Raw genomic sequence first — 2078 nt, 5'->3', positions numbered from 1 at the left:
GTCCTTGATCGTCTCCAGCACAGCCTTTTCGCCAAGCGCCTTGGTGCGCGCGTAGTCTGATTCGGAGTCCAGATCGGCGCCAAGCGCAGAAATGTGGGTCAGGCCGGCGCCGACCGAGCGTGCGGCCTCGGCCACTGCGCGGGCGCCGAACTCGTGCACGGCGGAGAATTTCTGCCGGCCGCTCTCATGCAGGATGGCGACCAGATTGACGACGTGGTCGGCGCCCTGCACGGCGCGGTCTACCGACCAGCGCACGCGCACATTGGCCTGCACCGGCTGGATCTGGCCGACATTGCCAAGCGGCTGCAAATGGCCGGCAAGATCGGGCCGCCGGCAGGCGACCCGGATGCGATAGCCGCGCTTGGCCAACGCGCGCACGACATGGCGGCCGACAAAGCCTGACCCGCCAAAGACGACGACGAGCTTTGGGGTCTGCAGGATTTCGGTCATGGCTGGCTCCGGCGCTCGCAAGCTTGGCTGAAGCCGTTTCATAATCCGTTTCGTGCCAAAGGCAAAGGGCGACGCGTCGTCGCTATCAGCCTGTCAGAACGCTTTGCCCATACGGGCGTCGACCGAATGGCGGTTGCCGCCGCGAATGACGAAGAAGAGCAGGATCGCCGCCCAAAGCAGCGACTTTTCCGCGCCCGAATAGCCTTGGTCCATCGTGACCCAGTGGAACCAGACCGTGACCAGCAGCACGAACAGGCCGGCAAAGGCGGCCGGCCGCGTCAAAAACCCGATGGCGATGAAGATGCCGCCGAAGAATTCAGTGCAGGCCAGAAGCAACGACCACAACGCGCCCGGATAGAAACCGAGACCCTCGACCATCTCGGCAGCGCCGAAAGGATTGGTGATCTTCTGCGAACCATGGATGGCGAAAAACCCGCCGGCGACGACGCGAAGAACGGTTTCGGCACCATCGTGCAGAGCCGCGTAAAACCTGCCAAGGACCGGGATGACAAGGGCGTTGCGGGGGTTGTCCGTGCTTGCCGACATTATAGCTCCTCTGTTTTGCTCAATCAGCGCAAACGGCCGGTCGGGTCGGCCGAAGTCAAATAAACAAAAGTTGACCAAAACAAGAATGTTTTATTCATTGTGCGATCAAAACGCAGAAAACCCCGCCGAAGCGGGGTTTTCCGGGTGACATCCATGCGAAGTCAGGGGCCGACGGAGCGGCCTGACCTGAGACGGTATCAGGAGGGCGTGAAGCAAGTACGCCCACCCCAGCCCTGAACATCCGACATGGTGCCACCAACCTTCTTGCAGGCGGCGACGAAATCGGCGCTGCAATTGGCGAATTTTGCATGGCCGTTCTTGCAATAATGGTCTTCGGTGGCGCCGCCGCTCGGGGCGGCGATGACACCCGGGCTGCTCGGCTTGGCCGGCGCGGCCTTCAGGGTGGCTGCCTGTGTGGCACCCATGAACGAGCCGAGCAGAAGGACGGCGGTCAGCATGGTGATCTTGGTGTTGGTCATGACAATTTCCTTTGATTTGGGTTGAGGTTTCCGAGGCGCGAAGGACCGGCCTTCGCGTGATGCAGGCTTTCGATTTCGGTTTGCTGCTTCCCCCGGTGTGGATCGGGCAAGCTCGCCTTGCCCTGGACAAAGCTGGGTCGCAGCAAGGCGCGGAAAGGTTCAGCAGCGCGCAAAGAAAATCGCACCGCGCCGCGCCTGCGGCGGGCAGATTTCAGATAACTATTTGATATAAAAAACTATTCAGGAAGAATAGCGTGCGGCGAATTCGGAAATGCGCTGCACCACCGCCTTGGATGCCGTGATGCCCCGCGCTTGCGCCTTCTCGGCGGCCTCTGCGCGGGCACGACCGGGCACATGCACACCGAAGCGCCGCCGCAGCCGGTCGAGCTGGTCCTTCATCCGCTGCTCGAAATCCGGATCGAGCAGCTTGGGTTCGATAGCAAGCACGAATAGTCCCGTGCCGGGGCTGTCCGGCCCGCCGCTGAACCATGGCGCGTCGAGCGACCAGTTGGCGCCCGACAGGCCCGCCGCCAGCACCTCGACCATCAGCGCGATGTTGGCGCCGCGCTGGCCGCCGAAGGCGAGCATTGCGCCCTTCATGGC

General features: G+C 62.5%; 4 protein-coding genes. All 4 read right to left on the bottom strand.

Annotation, left to right across the window (positions count from 1 at the left end):
• Nucleotides 1-450: NAD-dependent epimerase/dehydratase family protein (locus tag EN750_RS31485; RefSeq protein ID WP_127399034.1), on the bottom strand; the 450-nt coding region annotated here is incomplete at its 3' end.
• Between the two features lie 93 nt (nucleotides 451-543).
• Nucleotides 544-996 (bottom strand): DoxX family protein, encoded by a 453-nt coding sequence (locus EN750_RS31480; protein ID WP_127270318.1) that lies wholly within the window; start codon nucleotides 994-996, stop codon nucleotides 544-546.
• Between the two features lie 197 nt (nucleotides 997-1193).
• Nucleotides 1194-1475, bottom strand: coding sequence for a hypothetical protein (locus tag EN750_RS31475; RefSeq protein ID WP_127399033.1), 282 nt, complete (start codon nucleotides 1473-1475; stop codon nucleotides 1194-1196).
• A 240-nt stretch (nucleotides 1476-1715) separates the two neighbouring features.
• Nucleotides 1716-2078, bottom strand: a 363-nt coding sequence (locus tag EN750_RS31470; RefSeq protein ID WP_189526589.1) for an Ldh family oxidoreductase, incomplete at its 5' end; no start/stop codon positions are given.

Source organism: Mesorhizobium sp. M7A.F.Ca.ET.027.03.2.1 (genome assembly GCF_003999175.1).
Taxonomy (GTDB): Bacteria; Pseudomonadota; Alphaproteobacteria; order Rhizobiales; family Rhizobiaceae; genus Mesorhizobium.
Note: the sequence above shows the minus strand (reverse complement) of the source record. Positions and strands in the feature narration are given on the sequence as shown.